Origin of the sequence: Paraburkholderia acidisoli, from assembly GCF_009789675.1 — a bacterium.
In the GTDB taxonomy this organism is placed as follows: domain Bacteria; phylum Pseudomonadota; class Gammaproteobacteria; order Burkholderiales; family Burkholderiaceae; genus Paraburkholderia; species Paraburkholderia acidisoli.
Genome location: NZ_CP046914.1, coordinates 337847 through 364005, shown reverse-complemented (window position 1 = coordinate 364005; position 26159 = coordinate 337847). Strand labels below are relative to the sequence as shown.

Annotated in this window: 23 protein-coding genes; 15 read left to right on the top strand and 8 right to left on the bottom strand. The window is 67.0% G+C overall.

Going from position 1 to position 26159, the window contains the following annotated elements; genetic code table 11:
• Positions 1–79 precede the first annotated feature (79 nt).
• On the top strand, positions 80–979 hold the full coding sequence (locus tag FAZ98_RS15895) for a LysR substrate-binding domain-containing protein (protein ID WP_158952278.1): 900 nt from the start codon (positions 80–82) through the stop codon (positions 977–979).
• A gap of 100 nt (positions 980–1079) precedes the next feature.
• Positions 1080–1940, top strand: coding sequence for a MurR/RpiR family transcriptional regulator (locus tag FAZ98_RS15890; protein WP_158952277.1), 861 nt, complete (start codon positions 1080–1082; stop codon positions 1938–1940).
• On the opposite strand, the gene FAZ98_RS15885 is transcribed toward FAZ98_RS15890, so the two are convergent.
• A complete protein-coding gene (locus FAZ98_RS15885) occupies positions 1912–2187 on the bottom strand; it encodes a hypothetical protein (RefSeq protein WP_158952276.1) in 276 nt (91 codons plus the stop codon). The two genes, FAZ98_RS15890 and FAZ98_RS15885, sit on opposite strands and share 29 nt — an antisense overlap.
• On the opposite strand from FAZ98_RS15885, the gene FAZ98_RS15880 reads away from it, so the two are divergent.
• The 4 genes from FAZ98_RS15880 (at position 2174) to FAZ98_RS15865 (ending at position 6338) form a co-directional block, all read left to right on the top strand.
• The gene (locus FAZ98_RS15880) at positions 2174–3253 is read left to right on the top strand and encodes a C45 family autoproteolytic acyltransferase/hydolase (protein ID WP_158952275.1); all 1080 of its coding nucleotides are present in this window, start codon (positions 2174–2176) and stop codon (positions 3251–3253) included. The genes FAZ98_RS15885 and FAZ98_RS15880 overlap by 14 nt on opposite strands.
• 21 nt (positions 3254–3274) lie before the next feature.
• Positions 3275–4621: an aspartate aminotransferase family protein gene (locus tag FAZ98_RS15875; protein ID WP_158952274.1), complete on the top strand. Its 1347-nt coding sequence runs from the start codon at positions 3275–3277 to the stop codon at positions 4619–4621.
• Between the two features lie 153 nt (positions 4622–4774).
• Complete coding sequence (locus FAZ98_RS15870) at positions 4775–5341, top strand: carboxymuconolactone decarboxylase family protein (protein WP_158952273.1); 567 nt, start codon at positions 4775–4777, stop codon at positions 5339–5341.
• A 709-nt stretch (positions 5342–6050) separates the two neighbouring features.
• Positions 6051–6338: a YodC family protein gene (locus tag FAZ98_RS15865; protein WP_158952272.1), complete on the top strand. Its 288-nt coding sequence runs from the start codon at positions 6051–6053 to the stop codon at positions 6336–6338.
• A gap of 252 nt (positions 6339–6590) precedes the next feature.
• Here FAZ98_RS15865 and FAZ98_RS15860 read toward each other — a convergent pair whose 3' ends face one another.
• Positions 6591–7223 (bottom strand): LysE family translocator, encoded by a 633-nt coding sequence (locus tag FAZ98_RS15860; protein WP_158952271.1) that lies wholly within the window; start codon positions 7221–7223, stop codon positions 6591–6593.
• 219 nt (positions 7224–7442) lie between these two features.
• Entirely contained in the window at positions 7443–7754 is a 312-nt protein-coding gene (locus tag FAZ98_RS15855) for a superinfection immunity protein (protein WP_158952270.1), read from the bottom strand.
• 167 nt (positions 7755–7921) lie between these two features.
• On the opposite strand from FAZ98_RS15855, the gene FAZ98_RS15850 reads away from it, so the two are divergent.
• Entirely contained in the window at positions 7922–9379 is a 1458-nt protein-coding gene (locus FAZ98_RS15850) for a M20 family metallopeptidase (protein WP_158952269.1), read from the top strand.
• A gap of 77 nt (positions 9380–9456) precedes the next feature.
• Here FAZ98_RS15850 and FAZ98_RS15845 read toward each other — a convergent pair whose 3' ends face one another.
• On the bottom strand, positions 9457–9954 hold the full coding sequence (locus tag FAZ98_RS15845) for a Cd(II)/Pb(II)-responsive transcriptional regulator (RefSeq protein WP_158952268.1): 498 nt from the start codon (positions 9952–9954) through the stop codon (positions 9457–9459).
• 104 nt (positions 9955–10058) lie between these two features.
• Here FAZ98_RS15845 and FAZ98_RS15840 point away from each other — a divergent pair, with 104 nt between their 5' ends.
• The gene (locus tag FAZ98_RS15840) at positions 10059–12767 is read left to right on the top strand and encodes a heavy metal translocating P-type ATPase (RefSeq protein ID WP_158952267.1); all 2709 of its coding nucleotides are present in this window, start codon (positions 10059–10061) and stop codon (positions 12765–12767) included.
• 304 nt (positions 12768–13071) lie between these two features.
• On the opposite strand, the gene FAZ98_RS15835 is transcribed toward FAZ98_RS15840, so the two are convergent.
• Entirely contained in the window at positions 13072–17682 is a 4611-nt protein-coding gene (locus tag FAZ98_RS15835; protein ID WP_199272375.1) for a DEAD/DEAH box helicase, read from the bottom strand.
• Between the two features lie 405 nt (positions 17683–18087).
• Between FAZ98_RS15835 and FAZ98_RS15830 the strand changes: the two genes are divergently transcribed.
• On the top strand, positions 18088–19140 hold the full coding sequence (locus FAZ98_RS15830; protein ID WP_158952266.1) for an aldo/keto reductase: 1053 nt from the start codon (positions 18088–18090) through the stop codon (positions 19138–19140).
• Positions 19141–19327: 187 nt separating this feature from the next.
• Here the strand turns inward: FAZ98_RS15830 and FAZ98_RS15825 are convergent, their stop codons facing one another.
• Positions 19328–19666, bottom strand: a complete 339-nt coding sequence (locus tag FAZ98_RS15825) for a BON domain-containing protein (RefSeq protein ID WP_158952265.1) — start codon at positions 19664–19666, stop codon at positions 19328–19330.
• Between the two features lie 42 nt (positions 19667–19708).
• Between FAZ98_RS15825 and FAZ98_RS15820 the strand changes: the two genes are divergently transcribed.
• Complete coding sequence (locus FAZ98_RS15820) at positions 19709–19990, top strand: hypothetical protein (RefSeq protein WP_158952264.1); 282 nt, start codon at positions 19709–19711, stop codon at positions 19988–19990.
• A 73-nt stretch (positions 19991–20063) separates the two neighbouring features.
• On the top strand, positions 20064–21578 hold the full coding sequence (locus FAZ98_RS15815) for an RNA polymerase factor sigma-54 (RefSeq protein WP_158952263.1): 1515 nt from the start codon (positions 20064–20066) through the stop codon (positions 21576–21578).
• Between the two features lie 154 nt (positions 21579–21732).
• Here the strand turns inward: FAZ98_RS15815 and FAZ98_RS15810 are convergent, their stop codons facing one another.
• On the bottom strand, positions 21733–22080 hold the full coding sequence (locus tag FAZ98_RS15810) for a darcynin family protein (RefSeq protein WP_158952262.1): 348 nt from the start codon (positions 22078–22080) through the stop codon (positions 21733–21735).
• Between the two features lie 147 nt (positions 22081–22227).
• Here FAZ98_RS15810 and FAZ98_RS15805 point away from each other — a divergent pair, with 147 nt between their 5' ends.
• Positions 22228–22863 carry a TetR/AcrR family transcriptional regulator gene (locus tag FAZ98_RS15805; protein ID WP_158952261.1) on the top strand — a complete coding sequence of 212 codons (636 nt, stop codon included), beginning with the start codon at positions 22228–22230 and terminating at the stop codon, positions 22861–22863.
• Between the two features lie 217 nt (positions 22864–23080).
• On the opposite strand, the gene FAZ98_RS15800 is transcribed toward FAZ98_RS15805, so the two are convergent.
• Positions 23081–23932 carry a DUF72 domain-containing protein gene (locus tag FAZ98_RS15800; RefSeq protein WP_158952260.1) on the bottom strand — a complete coding sequence of 284 codons (852 nt, stop codon included), beginning with the start codon at positions 23930–23932 and terminating at the stop codon, positions 23081–23083.
• Positions 23933–24174: 242 nt separating this feature from the next.
• Between FAZ98_RS15800 and FAZ98_RS15795 the strand changes: the two genes are divergently transcribed.
• The 3 genes from FAZ98_RS15795 to FAZ98_RS15785 all read left to right on the top strand — a co-directional run bounded on the left by FAZ98_RS15795 (position 24175) and on the right by FAZ98_RS15785 (position 26133).
• Positions 24175–24588, top strand: coding sequence for a transposase (locus FAZ98_RS15795; RefSeq protein ID WP_158952259.1), 414 nt, complete (start codon positions 24175–24177; stop codon positions 24586–24588).
• A 189-nt stretch (positions 24589–24777) separates the two neighbouring features.
• A complete protein-coding gene (locus FAZ98_RS15790) occupies positions 24778–25746 on the top strand; it encodes an acetyltransferase (RefSeq protein WP_158952258.1) in 969 nt (322 codons plus the stop codon).
• 228 nt (positions 25747–25974) lie between these two features.
• On the top strand, positions 25975–26133 hold the full coding sequence (locus FAZ98_RS15785) for a hypothetical protein (protein WP_158952257.1): 159 nt from the start codon (positions 25975–25977) through the stop codon (positions 26131–26133).
• Positions 26134–26159 lie beyond the last annotated feature (26 nt).

Genomic DNA, 26159 nt, shown 5'->3' with positions numbered 1-26159 from the left:
CCAATGTAGCGAGCCGTACTGTCCGTGACAAAAGAAAAGATTACACTAGCTCGTGAATGCCATTCACGAATCCAGGCCCATGAACGTTTTCCGCAAGGTCCCGCTGTCGTATATCAGGGTTTTCGAGGGTGCCGGACGCACCCTGTCGTTCGCGGAGGCGGCACGCGAGCTGAGCCTCTCGCCCAGCGCGGTCAGCCATTCGGTCCGCAAGCTCGAGGAATTGCTCGGCCACCGGCTGTTCCAGCGCAGTACCCGGGAAGTGCGCCTCACGCGCGAAGGCGCGATGCTGATGGAGCATATCCAGCGCGGCATGGAGGAAATGCAGCGCGGTTTCGCGCTCTTGACGAGCAACGAGCGCACGCCGTTGCGCCTGCACACCGCGCCCAGCTTCGCCACGCAGTGGCTGCTGCCGCGGCTGTCCGGCTTCGTGCGCGATTATCCGAATATCGACCTGCGCTTTTCGGCGAGCACGGAATACGCCCGTTTCGACGACGACTTCGATCTCGATATCGTCTACGGCGAACCGAAGCCTTCGCCGCACGCGAAGATTCCCCTCGCGCTCGAGGGGCTGGCGCCGTTGTGTACGCCGGCGCTCGCGGAACGCATCCGCAAGCCGGAAGACCTGTACCACTTGCCGCTGATCCAGTGCGAAGTCCAGATGTATCAGTGGAAGGGCTGGTTCGAAGCCAATCAGTTGCCGCCGCCCACGCACTACGGCCTGCGCTTCGACCGAAGTTCCATGGCGATCGCCGCAGCCGTGGACGGCCTCGGTGTCGTGCTCGAATCGACGTTGTTGTCCGAGCGCGAATTGCAGCGCGGCGAACTCGTGCGGCCGCTCGCCGGGTCCACGCGCGAAGTCGAATACGTCGGGCACTATCTCGTGCATCCGCACCGGGCGCATCGGCACGAGGCCTTCGAGATGTTCAAGCTGTGGCTGCTGACGGCGCTGGGGATTCGCGAGAACGCGACCTCGGGCTGACTTGCTTTGGCATTCTGCGTATGGGAGAGCGCCGCAACAATCCACGATCGCGACAACACCAGTGATAACATTTGTTGTCACTTATTGCCCGAGCCGCTGCATGCCAGACAGTTTCGACCAGCTCGCCGCGCTGATCCGCGCGCGCTTCTCCGACCTGAGTCCGCAGTTCCAGACCGGCGCGGCCTTCCTGCTCGACCATCCCGACGAGGTGGCCGTATCGTCCATGCGCAAGGTCGCCGAGCGCGCCGGCGTGCAGCCGGCTTCGCTCGTGCGCCTCTCGCAGCAACTGGGTTTTCCGGGCTGGAACGAGTTGCGCGATCTGTTCGTTGCGCGCGTGCGCACGCGCCCCGAACCGCTCTCGAGCCGCGCGCGCTCGCTCGTCGCGGGCAGCGCCAAAGAAGGCCTCGCACGCGACCTGCTGGTGGCGCAGCAGCACAATCTCGAGGCGAGCGCGGCGCAGAACACGCGTTCGATCGGCGAGGCGGCGCGCGTGCTGCGCCGCGCGAAACACGTGCAGGTGGCCGGCTTTCGGTCGTGCTATGCCGTGGCGTTCGGGCTGGTGTACGGTTACCGGCTGTTCCGGCCATCGGTTTCGCTGCTGGGCGGCGAGGCCGGCACGCTCGAAATGCAGTTGCTCGGCATCGAGCGCGAGAGCGCAACAGTCGTCGTGAGCTTCGCGCCGTATTCGGTCGAAGCCGTGCGCGTGGCCGAAGCAGCGCTCGAAAAAGGCAGCCACCTGATCGCGATCACCGACAGCGCCGTTTCGCCCATCGCCCTCAACGCCGAAAAAGCGCTGATCTTCACGCACGAAAGCCCCTCGTTTTTCCCCTCGCTCGTGGCCGCCACGGCGCTCGCCGAATCGCTCGTCGCGCAACTGCTCGCGCTCGAAGGGGCGGGCGCGATCGCGCAGCTCGAAGCGGCCGAACGCTCGCTCAACGCACGCGGCGCTTACGTGCCTTAAGGGCTTCCTTCGGCGCTTTCTTCTCCGCGTCTTTTCCGCCAGGTTTCCGGTTCCGTCGATACGCCATGCGCCGGGCGCACGTCACGAGACGCGCGCCCGGCTTGGCTTCGTCCATCGATATCGCATTTGTTGTTGATTTATATTTTATTGACAACATATGTTGTTGAGGCGTATAAATCGGCATCAGATAAAGCGCGTCGCAAAACGCGACGTAATCAGCGAGATTTCTTTCGATGCAGGCACTCAAGACTTTCCGCGCGGGCGGCACGCCCGAGGCGATCGGGCGGCAACTCGGCGCGTTCGCGAAGCCCGTCTTCGCGAGTTACATGGCGCAAAGCAGCGCCTGGCGCGCGGTCAGCCGCTGGCGCGGCAGCGCGTTCGCCCGCGAACTGCGCGCGGCGGCCGAGCGCTATTTCCCCGCGCACGTCGCGGAACTCGACGCCATGGCCCACGCGCTCGACTGGCCCGCCGACGACCTGTTCCTCTGGAACTGCCGCGGCGAACTGATCCACAACGCGCCGGACGGCTGTACGACGCTGGCGGCGCGCACGGCTTCGGGCGGCCTGATCGCGCACAACGAAGACGGCGACCCGTGGCTGCTCGGCCGTTGCGGCGTGGTCGAAGTCGAGCCCGAAGGCAAGCCCGGTTTCACGAGCTTCTACTATCCGGGTTCGCTGCCGGGCCACACGTTCGCGGCCACGCGCGCCGGGCTGGCCCAGGCGATCAACAACGTGCGCATTCGCGAGCCGCGCGCGGGCGTGCCGCGCATGATCCTCGCGCGCGCCGTGCTCGACGCGGCCTCGCTCGAAGACGCGCTCGCGCTGCTGCGCGACACGCCGCGCGCGAGCGGCTTTCATCACACGCTCGGCGGCACGGACGCGGCAGGCGTCGTGCGCGTCTTCAGCATCGAAGCCACGGCGCGGCGCTGCTCGCCGGTCGAAGTCGAGGCGCCTTCCGGCCATGCGAATCATTTGATACACGCGGGCTGCGAGCACGAGCCGCAGATCGTCACGGACTCCTCGCGCGATCGTCAGGCGCGGCTGGCGGAATTACTGCCCGCGTTGCTACCCGATGTACCGCGCGACTCGCCGCCTGCGCCCAAAGCCGCTGGCGACGCGTTCGTGCGCGCGTTGCAAGACCGCGCGGGTGCCGGGCTGCCGATTTTCCGCGACGACCCCCACGATCCCGACGACGAGAACACGCTCGCCACCGCGTGTCTGCGCGTCGAGCCGGGCGGCGTCGCGCTTGGCGTCTGGCAGGGCGGCGCGTGCGTGCTCGACCGGCGCATCGGCACGACCCGTTCGCCCCACTGACATTTTTCATCGAGGACCATCATGAGCCAGGTTTTCCATCGGATGCCGAAGCAAACGCTGCCCGTCGCGGTGGCGGGCGAGGGCATCGAAATCATCGATTCCACCGGCAAGCGTTATCTCGACGCGAGCGGCGGCGCGGCCGTTTCGTGTCTGGGCCACAGCAATCAGCGCGTGATCGACGCGATCAAGCGCCAGGCGCAGCAACTGCCTTATGCGCATACCTCGTTTTTCACGACCGAGGCTTCCGAGCAACTGGCCGATCATCTGATCGCCGCGGCGCCCGAGGGGCTCGACCACGTGTATTTCGTCTCGGGCGGCTCCGAGGCGATCGAGGCCGCGCTCAAGCTGGCGCGCCAGTACTTCGTGGAAAAAGGCGAACTCACGCGCCGCCACTTCATCGCGCGCCGCCAGAGCTATCACGGCAACACGCTGGGCGCGCTCGCGATCGGCGGTAACGCGTGGCGTCGCGAACCGTTTCTGCCGATCCTGATCGAGTCGCACCACGTGAGCCCTTGTTACGCGTACCGCGAACGTCACGAAGGCGAAACCGACGCCGCCTATGCGCAACGTCTCGCCGACGAACTCGAGCAGAAAATTCTCGAACTCGGCGCGGAGAACGTCGCGGCCTTCGTCGCGGAAACCGTGGTGGGGGCGACGGCGGGCGCGGTGCCGCCCGTGCGCGACTACTTCCGCAAGATTCGCGCGGTGTGCGACCGCTACGGCGTGCTGCTGATCCTCGACGAAATCATGTCGGGCATGGGCCGCACGGGCTATCTGTACGCGTGCGAGGAAGACGGCGTGGCGCCCGACCTGCTGACGATCGCGAAGGGCCTGGGCGCGGGGTATCAGCCGATCGGTGCGACGCTCGTGAGCCAGCGCATTTACGAGACGATCGTGGGCGGCAGCGGGTATTTCCAGCACGGCCATACCTATATCGGCCACGCGACGGCGTGCGCGGCGGCGCTCGAAGTGCAGCGCGTGATCGCCGAAGAAAAACTGCTCGACAACGTGCTCGCGCGCGGCGAACAACTGCGCGCGCGGCTGCGCGAACGCTACGCCGCGCATCCGTACGTGGGCGACGTGCGCGGGCGCGGGCTGTTCACGGGCGTGGAACTCGTGCAGGATCGCGGCACGAAGGCGAGCTTCGATCCGGCGCTCAAGCTGCACGCTGCCATCAAGCGCGAGGCGTTCGCGCGCGGCCTGATGGTGTATCCGATGGGCGGCACCGTGGACGGCAAGCACGGCGACCACGTGCTGCTGGCGCCGCCGTTCATCTGCACGTCCCGCGACATCGACACGATCGTCGAGCGTCTCGCCGATGCCATCGACGGCGCACTCGACGCGACGGGCGTGGCGCGCCCGGCCTGAGCCATGGCGCGAGCGCATGATGTGCAACTAACTGCCTAAAATTACCCGCGACTGCGAGCGCTCGCGATATCTTCCCGCGGGCTTCCGCGTGCTGCCGTGCATGCGAGCGGTCGCGGGCCGCCGCACCTGTCTGTTTTCCAATGGAGTGAATCGATGACGCCATCCTCGAAGCCACGGCTTCCCGCGTTTGACGCCGCGCTCGCGTCGCCCGAGCAAACGGCCGTGCTGAGCGAGATCCTCGCGGGACCGCGCGGCAATCTCAACGGCCCGTTTCTGGGCTGGATCCACAGCCCGGAACTGGCGCAGCACGCGCAGCGGCTGGGCGCGTTCTGCCGCTACCAGACGGGCCTGTCGCTGCGGTTGTCCGAACTCGCGATTCTCGTGACCGCCGCGCGCTGGCAGGCGCAAGCCGAGTGGTATATCCACTATCCGATCGCGCTGAAGGCGGGCGTGCCCGAAACGCTGGCGGAGCAGATCCGCACGGGCGCCGCGCCCGAGTTCGAGGATGCCGACGACGCGCTCGTCTACGCCTTCACGACCGAGCTTTACGATGGCAAGCGCGTGTCGGACGCGACCTACGCGCGTGCCGTGGCGCGCTTCGGCCACGAAACGACCATCAATCTGGTCGGCCTGCTCGGCTACTACGCGCTCGTCGCCATGACGCTCAATGTGTTCGAAATGCGCGCCGAAGGGCAAACCACGCTGCCGTTCGCCGAATAAACGCGCCGCGGCAGGCTGCTGCGCCCCATCGGGTCGTTCTCGCTAGCTCGGGGCGGCCGGATGGGGCGCTGTCTTTTACGACAGAAGTTCGCATTAACGTGTCAGCCATATTTCATCGACGATATTCGTTATCGTTCGGTTAATCGGCAGATAACCGCGCGGCTTTCACGCCTGAAACACGCCGACGAAAAAATAAAACGAACGAGCGGTTTTTGAGGGCGGGAAGCGTTTCCACCCCTGTGGCAACAATATCGAAATTTGAACCATGCGGTTAATGTTGTGACATTCGCATGGTTTTTATTGCAACTGCATTGCGGCGGTTATTTAACCGCAAGCCGCGAATAATAATACTGTTCGTGCAACGCTCGAGAACGCTCGCGCGGAGAGGCCTGCAGATCGGCTCGTAGCTGGGGCAATCGCCCGACCGTCCGGTAGCTTTTGCTATCGGGCGCCGGTCAATATGTGGCGTTTCCGTAATTTATGCGCGGCAAAATTGCTGGACGCGTTTTAGCTAATGCGCAGTAACAGGGTTTTCCGCAAGCGATATTGAAATTGCTTGCGCGCATTAATTCGAGTTGTTAGTCTTGCCAAACTCATTATTACCGCCAAATTCCGTGGCCGAAAAAACGGCGAAAACGGTGGGCCGGTTGCGGGACGCAAGCCCCGCCTGAAGTTTTTTCTCTGCGCGTCTTTTTCAACGGGGGACATCATGCTTGATACGACCATCGACGTTGCCGTGGGCTCGAGTGCCGTAACGGCCGGCATTGGCGACGTTGTCACCCTGAGTTCGGGCGGCCCGCGCATGACCGTCATGTATGCGGGTCCGGTGGGCTTCGCGAGCGGCCACTGGCTGATCTGCCAATGGTTCGACGAGCACGGCGAACTGCGCCAGGACATGTTCTCGCAGGACATGGTGCAGATCCAGCCGCGCTCGATTCCGGCGGGTTCCGTCAGGATGCGCGACGTCGCGCGCGGCAGCCTCGTCAGCGGGTTTTAAGCGAGCGCATCAAATTACGCGAGACGATATCCATCCTTCGTCGCTTTCGCGGTAACACCAGGCAAAACGGCCGGGCCTTTGCGCCCGGCCGTTTGCATTCCGGCGCCAGACTCTCGCGCCTTTACGGTAGCGATAGATCTACTGCCTAAGCGCACGGTTTGCCCGATCGGAGCGCGATGGCCGCGATGGCGGATCGCCGCTCAGCGGCAGCGGCCGGCGCCCACAGCCGCCGGCGCCATCGTCCGGCCTGACTCAGCGCTGTCCTTCCGCCGCGATGCGCACGGCGAGCCCGGCCAGCACCGTGCCCATGAGCCAGCGCTGCATCACGAGCCACGCCGGACGGCCCGCGAGGAACGAGGCGATGGTACCGGCCGTCATGGCCACGGCCGCGTTCACGCTGATCGACAGCGCGATTTGCACGCTGCCCAGCACGATGGACTGCGCCAGCACGCTGCCGTGATGCGGGTCGATGAACTGCGGCAGCAGCGAGAGATACAGAATTGCGATCTTCGGATTCAGCAGGTTGGTGATAAAGCCCATCCAGAACAGCTTGCGCGGGCCGTCGGCGGGCAGGTCGCGCACCTGGAAGGGCGAGCGGCCGCCGGGTTTGAGCGTTTGCCACGCGAGCCAGAACAGGTAGAGCGCGCCGCCGAGGCGCAGTGCGTCGTAGGCGAACGGCACCGCCATGAGCAGCGCGGTGATGCCGAACGCCGCGCACAACATATAGAACACGAAGCCGAGCGCGACGCCGCCCAGCGAGATCAGGCCCGCCTTGCGCCCCTGGCAAATGGAGCGCGAGATCAGATAGATCATGTTGGGTCCGGGCGTGAGCGCCATGCCGAGCGCAACGGCGGCAAAGGCGAGCAACGGGGCGACGTGTGGCATGAATGGCTCCAGTTAACCCCGGCGCGGGGCGTGGGATTGGCCGCCGCGAACGCTGTGACGGGCGGCTTCGTTTGACGACGAATTACGCCGATTATTTCCTGCCGGAACCGCGTGCGCTCGACTCGACGGGCACGTTGGCCATCCGGCCAGGGCAGACAGTTATGCAGCCCGCGCGAATGCTGTCGAAACCGCGCGAAACCCGCGGCGCGGTGCCGGGACCTAGCGCTTGCGCTCGGTCGCGCGCGACTCGCGGGCCTGCACGCGGGCGTCGAGGCGGCGCGAGAAGATCTGCATGCCGATCCGGCGGCTGCGCACCGTGGTCTGGCCGCCCAGATCGCGCGGCGGATTCGGCTGCAGCGACCAGACCAGCGCCAGCAGCCAGCCGAGCACGGTCCAGCCGAGCAGCGCATTGAACATGGCGAGCACGAGCAGATCGTGGCGATGACGCCGGTCGGCGATCAGCGCGGGCAGGAAGTAAAGCGCGATCACGACTGCGAGAGCGATCATCTCGAAGGCGGAACGGCTCACCATGGTTGGCTCTCCTCAAAAATTGCGATGGCAGATGGTCGGCTATTGTCGCGCGGATTGGCGTCGGGCGCACGTAAGGTCCTGGCCAAACGGCTAACGTTGGGGCGAGCGGGGTGCGGCGGCGCGGGGTTCGGGTCTATCATCGGGGTTTTCATCGCAGGGAACCGATCATGTCCGATACGTCCGAAGCCACTCGGCAACTCGATCACGACGAATTGCGCACTTTCGTCGAGCGCAAATGGCACGACGAGATCGTGCCCGCGCTCACCGACTACATCGCCGTGCCGGCCAAGAGCCCGGCCTTCGACCCGCAATGGGCGAAGCACGGTTATCTGGAACGCGTGGTTCAGGAGGCGGCGAAGTGGGCGGAGCAGCAGCCCGTGCGCGGTCTGAAGCTCGAAATCGTGCGTTTGCCCGACCGCACGCCCGTGATCTTCTTCGAGGCGCCCGCCACGCGCTCTGGCAACACGGAAACCGTCGTGCTGTACGGCCATCTGGACAAGCAGCCGGAGTTCGCGGGCTGGCGCAACGACCTCGGCCCGTGGACGCCGAAGCTCGAAGACGGCCGGCTCTACGGTCGCGGCGGCGCCGACGACGGCTACGCGATCTACGCGAGCGTCACCGCCATCGCCGCGCTCGACGCCCAGGGCATCGAACGTCCGCGTTGTGTGGGGCTCATCGAAACCTGCGAGGAATCGGGTAGTTACGACCTTTTGCCCTATGTCGACGCGTTGCGCGACCGGCTCGGCGAAGTCGGCCTCGTCGTGTGCCTGGATTCGGGTGCGGGCAATTACGACCAGTTGTGGCTCACCACCTCGCTGCGCGGTCTGGTGGCCGGCGACCTCGAAGTCGAAGTGCTCGAAGAGGGCATTCACTCGGGCTCGTATGGCGGCATCGCGCCTTCGAGTTTTCGCATCATGCGGCAGCTGTTCGAGCGTCTCGAAGACGCCGCGAGCGGCACGCTGCTGCCCAAGGGTTTCCATTGCGCGATTCCGCAGCAGCGCTTGAGCGAGGCGGAGGCCACGGCAAGGATTCTCGGTGACAGCGTGTGGAAGGGCCTGCCGTGGGCCTGCGGTCAGGACGGCCGCCCCGTGCTGCCCAAGACCACCGACCCGCAGCAGGCGCTGCTCGATTCCACGTGGCGGCCTTCGCTCTCGGTCACGGGGGCGGCGGGTTTGCCGGCCCTCGCCGACGCGGGCAACGTGCTGCGGCCGCGCACGGCGTTCAAGCTGTCGCTGCGTTTGCCGCCGCTCGTGGAGGCGTCGAAGGCCGTAGCGGATCTCAAGGCGCTGCTCGAACTCGACCCGCCGTACAACGCGAAAGTCACCTTCAAGCCCGACGCGGGCGCGGCGAACGGCTGGAGCGCGCCGGAACTGGCGCCGTGGCTCTCGCATGCGCTCAACGACGCCTCGCGCACGCACTTCGGCGCGGACTGCGCGTATCTCGGTCAGGGCGGCACGATTCCGCTCATGAACGTGCTGCAGGCAGGCTTCCCGAAGTCGCAATTCATGGTGTGCGGCGTGCTCGGGCCGAAGTCCAACGCGCATGGCCCGAACGAGTTCCTGCACGTGCCCTACGCGAAGAAACTCACGGCAACGGTCGCCGAGGTGATCGCCGCCGCGCCTTGAGTGCGTAGCGAGGCGTGCGTAGCGGGCTTCGGTGAGACGGCGCGGCGGGCTGCCTGAGGAAGCCCGCGCCGCGCGTGTCACTCCGCTGCTGGATGCCGGTGCGGCGCGCCCGCCGGGTGCACCGCGTCGAGCGCGGCTTGCGCGGGCGTATCGGCATGACACGAACAGCTTTCGTCGTCCACGGGCTGTGCCAGGTTCTTCATGATTCCGCACTCGGCGCTGCTTTGATGGTGCGCGTGGCAGCTGTCGCGCAGCGTGCGCAACTGCTGCTCGAGCACGCGCATCGACTCGATCTGCTGATGGATGCGTGCGATCTGGCTGTCGATCAGCTCGTTGATTTCGTCGCAGGGCTGGCTCGGATCGGCCTGAAAGCGGCGCAGCATGCGGATATCCACGAGCCCGATGCCGAGCGAGCGGCAATGACGGATGAAGTTGAGTTGAACGGCGTGGCCGGGCGTATAGCTGCGGTATCCGTTCATTTCACGCGCGGGCTCGTCGAGCAAGCCCTCGCGTTCGTAAAAGCGCACGGTTTCGACGTCGCAGTGCGCGAGGCGCGCGAGTTCGCCAATTCGCATGATCGCGGCTCCCAATGAGTGACAGATGCGGGTGACAGACTGCTTGACCCTGTAGCGACTACAGGCTGTTCAATGGATTCTGTCACTTTTGGGAGAGCTTGACGATGAACCTGGCGTTCTTGTCGCAGACAGGCGTCGCGCAGCGGTGTCGTGCGCGTGACGAGGGACGGGGCGACGGCGGCGCGGGCAGCGCCCCGGTCGCGGTCGATGCTGGCGGCGCGAACGGGTGTTGCGGCGCGCATGCGCATGAAAGCACGCCTGGGCGCGCGCGCGTGACCGCTGGGCAGGCTGGCGGCGAACAGAATCGTCGCGAGTGTGGCGATGCCGGGCACGTGCATGCCACGCAACCGGGTGAAGGCGGGGGTTGCGGGCCGTTGCACGGCGCGCACGCACACGATCACGTGGGCCACGACCACGGCGGAGACGACTGCGGCAGCCACGACCACTCTCACGATCGCGACATCCATTCCCACGCCCACGCTCACGACCCCCACACCTGCTGCGGCACCGCTTCGCACTCGCACGCGGCACCCACGCCGTCGCGGGGTTTCGCGCAAGCGCCGGAAGGCACGCACGCCGCGCGCTGGCGTATCGACAACATGGATTGTCCGACCGAGGAGCGGCTGATCCGCAACAAGCTGGAGCCGATGCAAGGCGTCGCGCGCCTCGACTTCGATCTGCTTGCGCGCGAACTCACGGTGCATCACCGGCTCGACGACGTCCAGCCATTCGTGGCGGCGCTGAAAGCGATCGGCATGGCGCCGCGCGCGCTCGACGCGGCCGCCTCGCAAGCGGCCGAGCCGCCGTCGAGGCGTCTCGCCTGGCGCCAGAAGCTGCTGCTCGCCGTGAGCGGCGTGGCCGCGGCGAGCGCCGAACTGCTCGCGTGGAGCACCGGTCACGAAACCGGCGTGCCCGTGCTGATTTGCGCGCTCGTCTCGCTGCTGTGCGCCGGATTGCCGACCTTGCGCAAAGGCTGGATCGCGCTGCGTCACGTCACGATCAACATCTATTTCCTGATGTCGCTCGCGTTGATCGGCGCGGTCGCCATCGGCAAATGGCCCGAGGCGGCCATGGTCGTATTTCTGTTCGCACTCGCCGAGGAAATCGAAGCGCTCTCGCTCGAACGCGCGCGTCAGGCGATCCGCGCACTGACGGCGCTCGCGCCCGATACCGCCGAGGTCTGGCACGAGGGCGAGCGTGCCTGGCGTGACTATGCGGTGGGCGAGGTCGCGATCGGCAGTCGCATTCGCGTGCGCACGGGCCGGCGCGTGCCGCTCGACGCGCGCGTGATCGCAGGCCGCGCCGCGCTCGACCAGGCGCCCATCACCGGCGAAAGCCTGCCCGTCGACAAAGAGAGCGGCGCGGCGCTGTATGCGGGCAGTATCGTCGTCGATGGCGTGGTCGAGGCGAGCGTCACGGCCGTCGCGCAGGACAGCACGCTCGCGCGCATCGCGGCGGCGGTTCAGCAGGCGCAGGCGCAACGCGCGCCCACGCAGCGCTTCGTCGACCAGTTCGCGCGCTACTACACGCCGGTCGTGGTCGCGTTCGCCGTGCTGATCGCGCTTGGCGGCCCGCTCGTGCCTGGCGGCGCGTGGAGCGCGTGGCTCTACAAGGCGCTCGTGCTGCTGGTGATCGCGTGCCCGTGCGCGCTGGTCGTCTCGACGCCGGTCACGGTCGTGAGCGGCCTCGCCGCCGCCGCGCGCCACGGCATGCTCGTGAAGGGCGGCGTCTGGCTCGAGCGCGGCCGCTTGCTGAAAGCCGTCGCGCTCGACAAGACCGGCACGCTCACGCGCGGCGAGCCGGTGCTGACCGACGTGCTGGCGTTGTCGTCCACGCTGACGGCGGAAGCGGCGTTGCGCCTTGCCGCGAGTCTCGACGAGGCGAGCACGCATCCGGTCGCGCGCGCGATCGTCGAGGGCTGGCGGGCGCGCTCGAACCCGGCGGCGCGCACGTCGGCCGCATCGGTTTCGGCGGATTCGTCGTCCCTGCCGGCGCTGGATGTTGCGCAGACGCCTGAGTCGCTTCGATCGCCGCCATCATCGCGAGACCGGCTGGCGGCCGTCGACGCATTCGCGGTGCTCAACGGGCGCGGCGTGCAGGGTCGTATCGACGGTGTGCAGTGGCGGCTCGGCAATCATCGGCTCGCGGAAGAACTCGGGCTGTGTTCGCCCGCGCTGGAAGCGCAACTCGCGCAACTGGAGCAGGCGGGCAAGACGGCGATCGTGTTGTGCTCGCCGCAGGCGGCCGTTGCCGTGCTGGCGGTGGCCGACGCGGTGCGCGCCGAAAGCGCCGAAGCCGTGCGTGCGTTGCGCGCGCTCGGCGTCGCGCCGGTGATGTTGACGGGCGACAACGTATCGACGGCACGCGCGGTCGCGACGCAACTCGGCATCGACGACGCGCGCGGCAATCTGCTGCCGCAGGACAAGCAGGACGCGCTCGCCGAGCTTTCCGCGCGCTACGGCATGGCGGCGATGGTCGGCGACGGCGTCAACGACGCGCCCGCGCTCGCGCGCGCCGACATCGGTTTCGCGATGGGCGCGGCGGGCACGGCCACGGCGCTGGAAACCGCCGATGTCGCGATCATGGACGACGATCCGCGCAAGATCGCCGCGTTCATCGGCCTGTCGCGCAAGACGGCGGCCGTGCTCAAGCAGAACATCGCGCTCGCGCTCGGCATCAAGGCGGTGTTTCTCGTGCTCGCGCTGGCGGGCGAGGCGACGCTGTGGATGGCCGTGTTCGCCGACGTCGGCGCGAGTCTGCTGGTGGTGGCCAACGGCTTGCGGGTGCGCCGGCATTTCGCAACGCGCCGGTGATGTCGTGAGTTGCAACTAACGGCCTGGTTCGCGAGGCGATGGAGAGTGGGCGCGGGAAGGCAGGCGTGCGCCGGGTTGAAGCTTTCAGGGTCGATCCGGTGTTCGCGATATCGCGGCGCATGGAGGTCAGCGAATTGCTGTGACCTGATTCAGCCTTCGCGACGCGGGCTTCCCGGCGTTCGGGAAACCCGCATCGCGTCTTCGTCGAAGTCGCGGTTGCCGGGAAAGCAAACGCTCCCGCGACACAGCCGCGACATCGTCAGCCTTGGGAACATAGCCCGCCCGCCGCTCCCAAAAATCCACGTCACCACGGCTTGACCAACCGCGCGCGCAACGCGCTCCGCGTCCCCTCGTCGAAGTCGCCGAGAAACGCAAACTTTCCCGCCACGAGCGTCGCCACCGGCACACCGTCGCGAAACACGATGCGGTTGCCCGCCACCGCGGGCACTTTCTCGCCGGGCAGCAGCGTCCCCACGAGGTTGAGCGGATCGGCGGCGGGAATGCAGACGAGCCCGTCCTCGCCGCGCTCGCCGCTACCCGCACCGGCTGCGACACCCGCATCGGCAACCACCGAAGCATTCGCCCGCCGCCGCACCTCGCGCAGCAGCGCGACCGCTTCGGGCAGCGCGAACTGTTCGCCGGACAAACCCGTCACGAAACGCCCGCCGCGCACCTCGCCGCGCGCCTCCATGCGATGCAGCACGCGCAGCAGATCGCGCCACGGCGGCAGCCACGGCGCTTCGCGGGCGAGCAGATGCCAGCAGATCACGCCATAACGGCGCAGCAGGACCTTCGCCACCTGTTCGAGCCGTTCCGGCTCGACGGGCGGACGCCGCGCGGGCACGCCGGCTTTCGTGCGCGCGGCGTCTGGCCAGGACGTTTCGTCGACGGATGGGGTTTCCGGCCCGGCGGCAGGTTCCGCCAATGTCACGCGCCGCAACGCGGCCCAGCGTCCCGCATCGGCCATGCCGCCAATCAGCGGCGCAAAGCCGCGCGGTTTCCTGCGGCCGTGCGTGCTGCCGCGCTGCGCCGCCGGTTTCACGAGCGCGCGCAGGCCAGCGAAGCTATCCGCGTTGACGAGTCCCGCCGAGACCAGTTCGCCGAGCGCGTTCTCGAGTTCGACGCCGAGCAGGTGCGCATCGGAGGCGAGTTCGTCGAAGAACATCGCGCCGTGCCGCGTCAGCGCGTCGTACACGCGTCGGGCGCGCGCAGAGAGGCCGGCCGTGTCGGGGGGGGCGACCAGCGCCATCCAGTGCGACAGTTCGCGGCGCGAGAGCAGCACGACCGGCGTGCTACGCACCGTCGAGGTCGCCGTCGCGGCCGCCCGCGCGGGTAGGCGCGCCCACGCGAGATGGCCGGCGCGGCAGAGGTCGTCGAGCAGCATCGGCGCGGCATCGCCCAGACGCGCATCGATGCGCGCGGGCAGGATCTCGTCCTCCCACGCGAGCGCCGAGGCTTCCCAGCCTTCGAGCTGATCGAGCACGGCGGCGAGCGCGTCGCGGCCCGAGCCGCGCGTGCCCGGCGCGACGCGCTGCCATTCGAACAGGAACCGCATGAAGTGATGGCGCTCGACGGGTTCGATCTCGCGCCGCAGCTTGCGCACCGTGTAGCGATGGATACGCGCCAGCAGATGGCGCTCGCACCATTCCTCTCCACCGCCATGCATCGCCGCGGGCGTGAAGCGGCCGCGCATGACCGTGCCCTCGGCTTCGAGGCGCGTGAGCGCGAGCGCCACCACGCTTGCTTCGAGCGCGAGCGGCCGGGCGATCTCCGCAAGCGTGAGCGGCCCGAACCCGGAAAGCCGCGCGCGCACGATCTCGACCAGCGCGGCGTCTTCGCTCCATGCCTCGGCATAGTCGGGCGGCGGCGCGAGCGGAGGTTCGTATTGCGCCTGCGGGTAGAGCGCGCGCACGCACGCGAGGCGCTCGATACTCACCCACAACGCGTCGTGCTGCGCAACGGCGAAGCGCGTCGCGCGACCCCCCGCGGCAAGTTCGGCGAGCCAGGCCGGCCATTGCGGCTCGCCTCGCGCCTCGCTTTCCGCGAGCACGCCGAGCGTGTTGAGCGCGTCGTGCATTTCGTCGATGTCGCGCACTTGCGGCCACGCTTCCTCGCGCACGCTGGCGATCGCTTCGGTGTCGAGCGCGCCCAGATCGTCGGCGGATTCGGGGTCGCTCCAGCGCCGCGACAGCACCGCCTGCGTGCGGCGTTCCTCGATCGGCGCATCGTCGAGATACGCATACGGGCGCGCGCTCAGCACTTCGGCCGCGAGCGGCGATGGCGCGGGCAACTCGCGCACGACCAGCGTCACTTCGCGCGCCTCGATCCGGCGCAGCAGCGCGAGCCACGCCTCGGTGTCCATCGCCTCGTGCAGGCAATCGTCGAGCGTCTGGCCTACGAGCGGATGCTCGGGCACCTCGCGCTCGCCCGCGAGGTTCTCGACGCACGCGACCTGATCGGGAAATACGGCGGCGAGCAGATCCTCGCTGCGCATGCGCTGAATTTGCGGCGGCGTCTTGTGGCCGCCCGTCTGACGCGGCAGCGCGAGCGCCGTGGTCGCGTTCCAGCGCCAGCGCACGCCGAACAGCGGCGCGTCGAGCAGCGCCTGCACCAGCAGATGCTCGGCGGTATTCGAATGCAGATAGCGCCACACCTCGTCCAGCGCGAAACTGTGCGCGCCCGTGAGCGAGAGGATGATGGCGTCTTCGGTCGCGGCCGCCTGCAATTCGAAGTTGAACTGGCGGCAAAAACGCTTGCGCAGCGCGAGGCCCCACGCGCGGTTCATGCGGCTGCCGAACGGCGTGTGGATCACGAGTTGCGTGCCGCCCGACTCGTCGAAGAAGCGCTCCATCACGAGCGTGTCCTGAGTCGGCAGGACGGTGAGCGCGCCGCGGGCCCGGGCGAGATAGTCGACGATCTGGCGCGCGGCCGCGTCGTCGAGATCGAGCGCGGCGGCGAGTTTCGCGGTGGCGCGATCGACGGCCCGAGCGAACTTCGCGTTGTCGCCGGCGGCGCGTTGGACGGCGCGATCGTCTTCGTTTTCCGCGACCTGATCCGCCTCGGTCAAGAACGCTTCGACCTGCTTGCGCAGCCGCGAAATCGCGAACGAAAGCTCGTCGCTGCGGCCCGGCGCCTCGCCAAGCCAGAACGGAATATTGGGCGGCTGGCCTTGCGCATCTTCCACGCGCACGCGGCCGGACTCGATACGCAAAATGCGATACGACGCGTTGCCGAGCTGGAACACGTCGCCGGCGAGGCTTTCCACCGCGAAGTCCTCGTTGACGGTGCCGATCTTCACGCTCTGCGGTTCGAGCAGCACGGCGTAGTCGGCGTTGTCGGGAATCGTGCCGCCCGAGGTAAGCGCCGCGAGCCGCGCGCCGCGCCGGGCGCGCAAGGTCTGACTGACGATGTCGCGATGCAGATACGCGGCGCGCGGCCCATGGCGGCTCGTGTAGCCGTCGGCGAGCATGCGCAGCACAGCGTCGAATTGCGCGCGCTCGAAGCGCGCCCACGGCGTCGCGCGGCGCACGAGCGCGTAGAGATCGTCGTCGCGCCATTCCGCGCAGGCCACTTCGGCCACGATCTGCTGGGCCAGCACGTCGAGCGGCGCGCGCGGCAGCGTGAGCCGGTCGAGTTCGCCGCGCCGCACGCAGTCGAGCAGCGCCACGCATTCGATCAGGTCGTCGCGCGATGTCGCGAACAAGCGCCCCTTCGGCACGCCGCGCACCTGGTGGCCCGAGCGTCCCACGCGCTGCAAGAACGCGGCGATCGAGCGTGGCGAACCGATCTGGCAGACGAGATCGACATCGCCGATATCGATCCCGAGTTCGAGCGACGCCGTTGCCACCAGCACGCGCAGATCGCCTTGTTTCAGGCGCTGTTCGGCGAGAAAGCGATGTTCGCGCGCGAGGCTGCCGTGGTGCGCGGCCACGGCTTCGGTGCCGAGCCGGTCGGTGAGATGACGCGCCACGCGCTCGGCCATGCGCCGCGTGTTGACGAACACGAGCGTGGTGCGATGCATGGCGACGAGTTCGGCGATGCGGTCGTACACGCGCTCCCACACGTCGTTCGCCATGATCGCTTCGAGCGGCACGGGCGGCACCTCGATGGCCAGATCGCGTGCGCGCGTATGACCGACATTTACGATCTCGCAGGCGGGTGGTGGCGCGGCGGCGTCGAGCGCGGCATCGCCGAGACCGACCAGGAAGCGCGCGACGGTTTCGATGGGTTTTTGCGTCGCCGACAAACCAATGCGCAGCAGCTTGCGGCCGCACAGCGCGTCGAGGCGTTCGAGACTCAGCGCGAGATGCGCGCCGCGCTTGTTGCCCGCGAGCGCGTGAATTTCGTCGACGATCACATTGCGCGCGCTCGCCAGCATCTTGCGGCCCGACTCGGAGCCGAGCAGCACGTAAAGCGACTCGGGCGTGGTCACGAGAATGTGCGGCGCGCGTTTGCGCTGCGCGGCGCGTTCGGGCTGCGGCGTGTCGCCCGTGCGCACGGCGGTGCGAATCGCGACGGGCGGCAGGCCGAGCCGCGCCAGTTCCTCGCCGATACCCTCGAGCGGCCGCTCCAGATTCAGGCGGATGTCGTTCGAGAGCGCCTTGAGCGGCGAAACGTAGATCACGAGCGTTTCGTCGGGCAGCGCGCCGCCGTGCGCGAGGCCTTCGCGCACGAGTTCGTCGAGCGCGGCGAGAAACGCGGTGAGCGTCTTGCCGGAGCCCGTGGGCGCGGCCACCAGCGTCGCGCGTTGCGCGGCGATGAGCGGCCACGCGGCGCGCTGCGCGGCGGTCGGGGCGTCGAAGCTGCGGCGGAACCAGCCCGCGACAGCGGGATGAAAGCGCGCGAGCACGTCGTCGTCGGCCGGGGCGGCGGCGTTCGCATCGACAGCGTGCGGATCGGTGACGGACGTGCTCATGGATGGTTGAGGCGAAAGCGGGAAAACGGGAAATAGCGGAATCGGCGCGCTATCAGGAGGAATCGGGCCGCGTCACGCGCGATGGCGGCTCGTGATTGCGAGTCTCGCAGCTTTCATGCGCGAGCGCGCGGGCGTGTCCGGAACCGTTCGGTTTCGCGCGGCACGGCAATCGCGCAGGGCGGCGCTGCGGCGCAACGGCGGCACAACCCGCGCAAGTTACGCGCATTGTCGAACTGGCGGATTCCATCCATATCCGGCCGCCACGCCCGTTTTCAAGCCATGGCGGCGGCCCGGCGCAACGGCGGCCCGGCGCGGCGGCGGCCCGGCAAGCGCGCGGCGAAACGCAGTATCCTCGCCGCGTTGGACGTTTCCCGTTGTTTCCTCTCACTCACGACGGAGTCTCACATGCGTTACAACTCTCTGGGCCGCACGGGCCTGTTCGTTTCGGAGCTTTGCCTCGGCACGATGACGTTCGGCGGCGGCGCGGGCATCTGGAACCAGATCGGCGATCTGCAGCAGGCGGAAGCCGAACGCCTCGTCGGCCGCGCCATCGACGCCGGTATCAATTTCATCGATACCGCCGACGTCTATTCACAAGGCGTGTCCGAGCAGATCACCGGCCAGGCGCTCAAGAATCTCAAGGTGCCGCGCGATCAGGTCGTGGTCGCGACCAAGGTGTTCAGCGAAATGGGCAAATCGCCGAACGAGCGCGGGGCGTCGCGCTATCACATCATGGACGGCGTGAAGGCGAGCCTGAAGCGCCTGCAACTCGACCACATCGACCTCTACCAGATTCACGGCTTCGATCCCGCCACGCCGATCGAGGAAACCGTGCGCGCGCTCGACACGCTCGTGCAGCACGGCCACGTGCGCTACGTGGGCGTGTCGAACTGGGCCGCGTGGCAGATCATGAAGGCGCTCGGCATTGCGCATCATCACGGGCTCGCGCGCTTCGAATCGCTACAGGCGTATTACACGATCGCGGGGCGCGACCTCGAACGCGAACTCGCGCCGATGCTGCGCAGCGAAGGCCTCGGGCTGATGGTCTGGAGCCCGCTCGCGGGCGGCCTGTTGAGCGGCAAGTACGGGCGCGAGCAGCAGGGCGAGGCGGGCAGCCGCCGCACGACGTTCGACTTTCCGCCCGTGAATCGCGACCGCGCGTGGGATTGCGTCGACGCAATGCGGCCGATCGCGGAAAAGAAGGGCGTTTCGGTGGCGCAGATCGCGCTCGCGTGGCTCTTGCATCAGCGCGCGGTAACAACGGTGATCATCGGCGCGAAACGCGTGGACCAGCTCGACGACAACATCGCCGCGACGCAAGTGACGCTCTCGGAAGAAGAACTCGCCGTGCTCGACGACGTGAGCGGCTTGCCGGCCGAATATCCGGGCTGGATGCTCGCGCGTCAGGGCGAGTACCGGCGCGAGCAGATCAAGCAGTCGCGCCACGGCGAAGACTGACCTGGCGCCGCCACATGAACTGCAACTAACCGCCTGCTCTGCGCTTCGCAGCGAGCGAAGAAAAACGCGCACGGAAGCGATCTTCCGTGCGCGTTTTTTCTTCAATCGCCCAAGCCCGCAACGCGGCTTCGCCTAACCGGGAAAAGCGAAGCCCGTCACGCGTCCTGGGGCAGACAAGGCTGACCGCTTAGCTGCCTGCGGCGACCTTCAGGTGGTTCTTGACCGACGCGACGCCCGTCACGCCTTCCACCACTTGCTTGGCGTTGTCGCGATCTTGTGCGCTCGGCACCGTGCCCGTCAGCGAGACCACGCCGTTGTGGGTCTTCACGTGAATGTGCGTCGACTTGACGTTCTTCGCGCCGAGCAGTTCGGCCTTCACCTTGGTCGTGACGGTCGCGTCGTCGACGTGCTGGCCGACCGTCTCCGAACTGCCCGCGGGCGCCGTCGTGGTCTGGGCGCTGGCGAGAAGGGCGAACGTCATGCAGGCTGCGCCGGCGGCGGTCTTGATGATCTGGATGCGCTTCATGGCAACTCCTCTTTACTTGGTTGTGGTGTCCCCGATTCAGCAATGCCCGTGCCGCGTCCGGTTCCCAGCGGCGATTTTTTGTCGACGAAAGCAATCATCAGGCGCGCGAAACGCCCGCTGGGCAAGGGAAAACGAGAAATCGACGCCGGCTCGGATCGTGTGTGTCTACTGGAAATCGATGTCGATGGAAGGCGGCAATCGGCTGCGCGATGCCGCGCCGCAATTTTTCCGGATGTTTGTAAAAAACACCTTGGCGGGGTCGGAGAAGCGGTTCGCCGTTGCCTGCCGCAAACGCCGATCCCGTTACAAAACAATGCTTTGTAAAAACTGGCATGGGTGTTGCATTAGGTTTCTCACCAGACACCCAAATCAATCCATCTTCAAGAACGGGATCGCCATGCCTTCCATCGCATTACAAGCGCGTCAACATCTGGCGCTTACGCCGCGCCTTCAGCAGGCGGTGCGACTGCTGCAACTGTCGTCCCTCGAGTTCCAGCAGGAACTGCGCGAGGCACTCGACACCAATCCGTTCCTCGAGTTGACGCCGTCCGAAGCCGGTGAGGGCGCCGAAGTCGCGGAAGGCGCGGCCGGCATCGGCGCCGGTACGACCACGACCGCCGAAGCCCCGGCCATGGCCGGCGAAAGCGCCTCCGACGCCGCCATGGACGGCATGCCGCAAGACACGTCCCCGTACAGCGACAGCTCCTACGAGTCGTCGTATGGCGATGACGGCGGCGGTTATTCGGCCGATTACCCGTCGTCGATGCGCTCGTCGAGCTATCGCGGCGGCGAAGACGGCGATTCCGACGCCTCCGACTGGGTGCGCGTGCCGGTCACGCTGCGCGAACAATTGCACGAAGCACTGCGCCTCTCGCCGCTCGACCAGCTCGACCGCATCGCAGCGCAAGTCGTGATCGAAGCCCTCGACGACGACGGCTATCTGCGTCAGGACCTCGCCGAACTGGCGGAAGTCGAAGGCCTCGGCGAAGAATTCGACGAAGACCGCCTGCGTGTTGCGCTGCGTGTGGTGCAGACGCTCGACCGCCCGGGTATCGGCGCTCGCTCGCTCTCGGAATGCCTCGCGCTGCAACTCGAAGCGATGCCGTGGGACACGCCGAATCGTGAACTGGCTTTGGGCATCGTTTCGCAACATCTCGAACGTCTCGCGCGCCGCGAGCACGGCGAGCTGCAACGCCAGCTGGGCTGCGACGCGCAATCGCTCCAAGCCGCCATCGCGCTCGTGCGCAAGCTCGACCCGAAGCCGGGCAACCACTACGGTCGCGCCGACGGCGGCTACGTGATCCCGGACGTGATCGTGCGTCAGGTGCGCGGCAAGTGGGTCGTGAGCGTGAATCCGGCGATCGAGCCGCGCGCGCGTATCCACAAGCTCTACGCGGAAATGTTCGCGCGCTCGGACCAGACGAGCCGCTCGCCGCTCGCGCAGCAGCTTCAGGAAGCGCGCTGGTTGATCCGCAACGCGCACAAGCGCTGCGAAACGATCCTGCGCGTGGGCGAATGTATCGTTGCGCGTCAGAAGGCGTTCTTCCAGTACGGTGAAATCGCGCTGCGCCCGATGCTGCTGCGCGATGTCGCCGACGAACTCGGCTTGCACGAATCGACGGTTTCGCGCGCCACGGGCAACAAGTACATGGCCACGCCGCGCGGTATCTTCGAATTCAAGCGCTTCTTCCCGCGTGAGCTGGAAACGCGTACGGGCGGCACGTGTTCGGCCGCGGCGGTGCGCGCGCTGATCAAGGAAATGATCGACGCGGAAAACCCGAAGGATCCGCTCTCCGACGTCGTGCTGACGCAAGAACTCGAAAAGCAGGGCGTGCAGGTCGCACGCCGTACCGTCACGAAATATCGCCAGATGATGAAGCTGCCTGCGGCGGAGATGCGTCGTCAGATTTAAGGACGCAGTGAAGCGCCTCGATTTTGAGGTGCAGCGCAGCAACTTGATGCGCATAAAGCGCGGCACGTGTCGAAAGGCGCGTGCCGCTTTTTTTACGTCACGTGACGGCGGTGCGTAACGGGCGGTGCCATCGTCACGTTACGCAGTGTAGGCCTTATTGTTTGCCGTAAGCGTTCGACGAACCCGGCAAGATTTCAACGATATCGAACAAGTGGTCCCAGAACGGCGTATCGCGCAGCGCCTCGACCACCGCTTCGTAGGCCTGATGATCGGCGGCCTCCCACATCCAGACGTCCGTCACGCGGGTGGCGTAGAACTCCACGTCGTAGGCGCGCAGGCGCACGCTGTCGCGGTGTTGCGCGAGGACCGGTTCGACGTGCTCGCGCAGCATACGGCCGCGCGCGTTGCTATCGAGCGCGAGCCATTCGCGGCGGCTTTTCACGAGCATGAACACGGTGAGCGCGGGTTGGAATTCGGCGGCGGGCGTGGCGGCTTGGGACATGGCGGGCGTTCCTTTTCGGTGAAGGCGATCGAACGTCGATTGGCGTGAGGGGCGATTGATCGGCGTGATCGACTTAATCAGCGTGATCGGTTGAAAGAGGCTTTAGAATACGAGTAATTGCTCACATTCCCTACTCGCATTCCCGACATGACCTCAGCGCCTCGCGGCAAACGCCGCCCAGCCCCGATCGACGTGCGCAAGCGGCCGATGCAGCGCCGTTCCGCCGCCACCGTCGAGGCGATCCTCGAAGCCGCGGCTCGCATTCTGGAGCAGGGCGGCCTCGCCGGTTACACGACCAATGCCATCGCCGAGCGCGCGGGCGTGAGCGTCGGCTCGCTTTATCAGTACTTTCCCAATCGCGACGCGCTCACCGCCGCGCTCATCGAGCGCGAGAGCGCGCCGCTGCTCGCGGCGGCGGAAGTGGCGTCCACGGCATCGAGTTGCGAAGCGGTGTTGCGCGGGCTGATCCGCGCGGCCGTGGCGCATCAGATGCATCGGCCGGAACTGGCGCGGCTGCTCGATTTCGAGGAGCGCCGCTTGCCGCTCGACGAACGCGACGCGCGCGTGGGCGAGCGCATACACGCCACGCTGATGCGCGCGTTCGACCTGCCGGATGCGCCGCGCCTCGAAGACCGGCAAACCGCCGTCGACGACGTGTTCGCGATCGTGCGCGGCATGATCGACGCGGCGGGCGCGCGTGGCGAAATCCACGCCGAGGCGCTGGAAGCGCGCGTCACACGCGCGGTGGTGGGCTATTTGTGGCGCAGCGAAAGCGGCGATTGAGGACGTCGAGGCCGTTCAAGCGACGCATGCAGTGCGTCATGCGCGCCGGCCGAACGTGGTACGCGCGACGCGCGACACGCATCACGGTGAACTCGCTCTGTACGAATGACGCGCTAACGGCGGGCGATGCGTCGACTGCCGCGCGGGCACGCAGCGCGACGATGGGCCACGCTGACCCCGTGCCACATCGGCGAAAAAACGCAGCCCGAACGCCGCATCAACCCATCTCCTCGTGCTCCGGAGTCAGCCCGAGCCGCTCCAGCAGCGCCGTCGCGGCGGCCGGATTGTGCGCCTTGTAGCCGCTGATCACATAGAGATAGACGTCGCGGCCGGCCTTCGGCGCGGCGAGCGTCTTGGCGTGCGTGGTCAGGTCGCCCGGCGTTTCGCCGCTCGCCCATGCCAGCGCGCGCTCGGCCCAGCGGTCGAGATCGGCGTTTGTGTAGCCCGCGCCGTGTTGCTGCGCGGTGCCCATGATGCGCGCGTAGACGAAGGGCGCGCTCGCATCGGCGATCTGCGGATAGTCGGAATCTCCCGACACGACGATCGCTGCCTTACGTCGACGTGCGAGCGCGACGAACTCCGGCGTGCAGAAACTCTCGTGGCGGACTTCGAGCGCATGACGCAGCGGGCGGCCATCGGCGCTTTCGGGTAGGAGTTCGAGAAAGCGGGCGTAGTCTTCCGGATCGAACCGCTTGGTCGGCATGATCTGCCAGTTGATCGGCCCGAGTTTGTCGCGCAGGTTCAGCACGCCGCCTGTCAGAAAACGTTCGATTGTCGGTCCGGCTTCGGCCAGCACGCGGCGGTTCATCGCGAAGCGCGGCGCCTTGACGGAAAACACGAAGTCGTCGGGCGTTTCGTCGTGCCAGCGCGCGAAGCTTTCCGGACGCTGCGCGCCGTAGTACGTCGAATTGATCTCGATGGTCGAGAGCCGCCGGCTCGCGTATTCGAGTTCGCGCCGCTGCGCGAGCCCCTCGGGGTAGAACGCGCCGCGCCACGGCTCGTAAATCCATCCGCCGATACCGACACGAATGCGCCCGCGCCGGGCTTTTGAAGAGGAAGAGGCCGCCATCGGAAATCCGTCGTCGAAGCCGCGATGGCGCAGTGTAGCGCAAGGCGCGCGCCAGCCTCGGCGCATGGCCTGGCGCGCCGCGCGACCGCCGCCATATGGGCTTGCGGCGCGCGGAGTCGTCATGCTTCGAGTCGATAGCGTTCCGCAAGCGCGCGCCGCATTTTAGGCATCGTCCGATATTTTCTTCGGAAATGTGAGGCTACTTTAGACGTGTGTCAGATAACCCTCACATGGATCATCAGATGTCTTCCCGTATTTCCCCGGAGCTGACCGATGCGCAATGGCGCAGCATCGAGCCGCTCTTTCACGAAATCCGCACCGACGGCCGTCGCCGCGGTCGGCCCGCGCATCACCCGCGCCTGGTGTTCGAAGGCGTGCTCTGGGTGCTCGCCACCAGTTCGGTCTGGTCGAAGCTGCCCGAACGCTATCCCGATTTCCGCACCTGCCATCGCCGTTTCAAGCTGTGGTTCGACGCCGGCCTCGTGCATCAGGCCATGGAGCGCCTGTACGGCGAGCAGGGTCTCGCAGTGTGCGCGGCCATGAACGCGCGCATGCAGCCATGGCGCGCCCCGGCGGGTCGCAAGCCGCGCTTTCCCGTGGCGGCCACGCTGCGCTGGCCGTTGGCGCGTCCGCCCGTCGAGCGCTCGGCAGACTAAGTTTCGCCTGGCCATTTGGCGTTCGGCCGAATGGCTAGTTCTCCTCTCACGTCAAGCCCTCATACGCGGGTTGCGTGAACAGCCTTTGACCGAAACGGCCTGTGCCGTTTGCGGCGTCTTTAACCTTTTGTGCTTTCGCGCGGCGCTGCGCCATACTGTGGCGTTACCCGTAACGGAAGCTCGAAAGACATGGCGCATTTCGACGTATTCAACGGCGACGCGGACGGCATCTGCGCGCTGCATCAACTGCGGCTCGCAAGGCCGCGCGAAGCGACGCTCGTCACGGGCGCAAAGCGCGACATCGCGCTCGTCGAACGCGTGCCCGCGCAGGCCGGCGACTCGCTCACGGTGCTCGACATCTCGTTCGACGTGAACCGCAAGGCGCTCGCCGCGCTGCTCGCGAAGGACGTCACGGTCGAATACTTCGATCATCATCATGTGGGCGACTTGCCCATGAGCCGCAACCTCGTCGCGCATATCGACACCACGGCGCAAGTCTGTACCAGTGTGCTCGTCGACCGGCATCTCGCGGGGCGGCACCGTCCGTGGGCAATCGCCGCCGCATGGGGCGACAACCTGCCCGACACGGCGCGCGCGCTCGCGCAGCAGGCGGGCATCGGCGAAACGCAGCTCGAACAACTGCGCGAACTCGGCGAGTCGATCAATTACAACGCCTATGGCGATTGCGTCGACGATCTGGTGATCGCGCCCGCCGACCTGTACGCCCGCATCCAGCCATACGCCGACCCGTTCGCGTTCGTCGCGGCGGAGCCCGTGGTCGCGCAACTCGCGCGCTGCCGTCACGACGACCTCGAACTCGCACAAACCATCACGCCCATGCTCGCGTTGCAATACGGCAGCGTGTGCGTGCTGCCCGACGAACCGTGGGCGCGACGCGTGCGCGGCGTGTTCGCGAACCTGCTCGCGAACGAAGAGCCCACGCGCGCGCACGCCGTGCTGAGCGTGAACGCGGACGGCAACTACGCCGTGAGCGTGCGCGCGCCGCTCCGCAAGCCACAAGGCGCCGACGAAGTCTGCCGCGCATTTCCGGGCGGCAACGGGCGCGTGGGCGCGGCGGGCATCGATTGCCTCGACGCGAAACGAATCGACGCGTTCGTGACCGCGTTCGCGCGCGTATTCGGCCGCGCGAAAGTCTAGCGCGCGGTTTCGGCGTCATGGCATTCGGAAGGCGGCGCGTGTGCGCCGCTTTTCGCATGCGGCGCCGGGCGGTTCGGGATTTGCCTGGGGCGGCGTGGTGTCGGCATTTGCTCGCGGTATCGCTTGAATCGCGACGATCGAACGGGTTCGCGATATCGCGTTACGACGAGAGTGGGTGGGTGTCCACGAGCGGCATCGGCCCATTTGCGCGATCGCGCACGGCGCTGCATGAACGTCGCCGCAACGCCAATCGACATCACTCGCTCCACCGGCAGCGTTCAAGCGATTGTTCACGCCGCGCGCGCCGTCACGTCAGCCAAATCGCATCGGCGCACCCACCGCATCGCCATCGCCGCGCCGCGCGCGCGCGCCGGTTCGACCGCGTAACATGACCGTTGACGCAACCTTCATGG

Excerpts from the sequence above, each read along its gene's own strand:
- FAZ98_RS15800 (WP_158952260.1), bottom strand. The coding sequence starts at position 23,932 with ATGGCGGCCTCTTCCTCTTCAAAAGCCCGGCGCGGGCGCATTCGTGTC.
- FAZ98_RS15895 (WP_158952278.1), top strand. The coding sequence starts at position 80 with ATGAACGTTTTCCGCAAGGTCCCGCTGTCGTATATCAGGGTTTTCGAG.
- FAZ98_RS15865 (WP_158952272.1), top strand. The coding sequence starts at position 6,051 with ATGCTTGATACGACCATCGACGTTGCCGTGGGCTCGAGTGCCGTAACG.
- FAZ98_RS15815 (WP_158952263.1), top strand. The coding sequence starts at position 20,064 with ATGCCTTCCATCGCATTACAAGCGCGTCAACATCTGGCGCTTACGCCG.
- FAZ98_RS15890 (WP_158952277.1), top strand. The coding sequence starts at position 1,080 with ATGCCAGACAGTTTCGACCAGCTCGCCGCGCTGATCCGCGCGCGCTTC.
- FAZ98_RS15810 (WP_158952262.1), bottom strand. The coding sequence starts at position 22,080 with ATGTCCCAAGCCGCCACGCCCGCCGCCGAATTCCAACCCGCGCTCACC.
- FAZ98_RS15830 (WP_158952266.1), top strand. The coding sequence starts at position 18,088 with ATGCGTTACAACTCTCTGGGCCGCACGGGCCTGTTCGTTTCGGAGCTT.
- FAZ98_RS15850 (WP_158952269.1), top strand. The coding sequence starts at position 7,922 with ATGTCCGATACGTCCGAAGCCACTCGGCAACTCGATCACGACGAATTG.
- FAZ98_RS15880 (WP_158952275.1), top strand. The coding sequence starts at position 2,174 with ATGCAGGCACTCAAGACTTTCCGCGCGGGCGGCACGCCCGAGGCGATC.
- FAZ98_RS15860 (WP_158952271.1), bottom strand. The coding sequence starts at position 7,223 with ATGCCACACGTCGCCCCGTTGCTCGCCTTTGCCGCCGTTGCGCTCGGC.
- FAZ98_RS15845 (WP_158952268.1), bottom strand. The coding sequence starts at position 9,954 with ATGCGAATTGGCGAACTCGCGCGCCTCGCGCACTGCGACGTCGAAACC.
- FAZ98_RS15790 (WP_158952258.1), top strand. The coding sequence starts at position 24,778 with ATGGCGCATTTCGACGTATTCAACGGCGACGCGGACGGCATCTGCGCG.
- FAZ98_RS15870 (WP_158952273.1), top strand. The coding sequence starts at position 4,775 with ATGACGCCATCCTCGAAGCCACGGCTTCCCGCGTTTGACGCCGCGCTC.
- FAZ98_RS15875 (WP_158952274.1), top strand. The coding sequence starts at position 3,275 with ATGAGCCAGGTTTTCCATCGGATGCCGAAGCAAACGCTGCCCGTCGCG.
- FAZ98_RS15820 (WP_158952264.1), top strand. The coding sequence starts at position 19,709 with ATGCCCGTGCCGCGTCCGGTTCCCAGCGGCGATTTTTTGTCGACGAAA.
- FAZ98_RS15855 (WP_158952270.1), bottom strand. The coding sequence starts at position 7,754 with ATGGTGAGCCGTTCCGCCTTCGAGATGATCGCTCTCGCAGTCGTGATC.
- FAZ98_RS15785 (WP_158952257.1), top strand. The coding sequence starts at position 25,975 with ATGAACGTCGCCGCAACGCCAATCGACATCACTCGCTCCACCGGCAGC.
- FAZ98_RS15795 (WP_158952259.1), top strand. The coding sequence starts at position 24,175 with ATGTCTTCCCGTATTTCCCCGGAGCTGACCGATGCGCAATGGCGCAGC.
- FAZ98_RS15825 (WP_158952265.1), bottom strand. The coding sequence starts at position 19,666 with ATGAAGCGCATCCAGATCATCAAGACCGCCGCCGGCGCAGCCTGCATG.
- FAZ98_RS15840 (WP_158952267.1), top strand. The coding sequence starts at position 10,059 with ATGAACCTGGCGTTCTTGTCGCAGACAGGCGTCGCGCAGCGGTGTCGT.
- FAZ98_RS15835 (WP_199272375.1), bottom strand. The coding sequence starts at position 17,682 with ATGAGCACGTCCGTCACCGATCCGCACGCTGTCGATGCGAACGCCGCC.
- FAZ98_RS15805 (WP_158952261.1), top strand. The coding sequence starts at position 22,228 with ATGACCTCAGCGCCTCGCGGCAAACGCCGCCCAGCCCCGATCGACGTG.